The 690-nt window shown below is 72.2% G+C and carries 1 protein-coding gene; it reads left to right on the top strand.

The genetic code is table 11. The features are described from left to right. A partial coding sequence (locus K7G61_RS35975) for a polyketide synthase (RefSeq protein WP_225851359.1) occupies positions 1-690 on the top strand: 690 nt, incomplete at both ends.

Below are 690 nucleotides of genomic sequence, written 5' to 3'. Positions count from 1 at the left end.
GCAGGCGCTGCGCAACGGTGAGTGCTCGATGGCACTCGCGGGTGGTGTGACGGTGATGTCGACGCCGGCGACGTTCATGGAGTTCAGCCGGCAGCGGGGTCTTGCCGCCGACGGCCGGTGCAAGGCGTTCGCGGCCGGTGCTGACGGGACCGGTTGGGGTGAGGGTGTGGGAATGCTGCTGGTGGAGCGGCTGTCCGACGCCCGGCGGCTGGGGCACGAGGTCCTGGCGGTGGTGCGGGGGTCTGCGGTCAATCAGGACGGTGCGAGCAATGGGCTGACCGCGCCGAACGGCCCGGCGCAGCAGCGGGTGATCCGTAAGGCTTTGGCCAGTGCCGGGCTCGCGCCTGGGGACGTGGATGCGGTGGAGGCGCACGGCACGGGTACGGCGTTGGGTGATCCGATCGAGGCGCAGGCGCTGCTGGCGACCTACGGGCAGGAGCGGGCCGGGGACCGGCCGCTGCTGCTGGGGTCGGTGAAGTCGAACATCGGGCACACGCAGGCTGCCGCGGGTGTGGCGGGTGTGATCAAGATGGTGATGGCGATGCGGCACGGCACCTTGCCGCGGACGTTGCATGTGGACGAGCCGACCCCGCATGTGGACTGGTCGGCCGGCGCTGTGCGGCTGCTGACCGAGACCACCGCCTGGCCCGAGACCGACGGCCCCCGCCGCGCCGCCGTCTCCGCCTTCGG

Source organism: Streptomyces sp. HPF1205, from assembly GCF_020400825.1.
GTDB lineage: Bacteria > Actinomycetota > Actinomycetes > Streptomycetales > Streptomycetaceae > Actinacidiphila.
The sequence above is the reverse complement of the archived record's forward strand: the minus strand, read 5'-3'. Positions and strand labels throughout refer to the sequence as shown.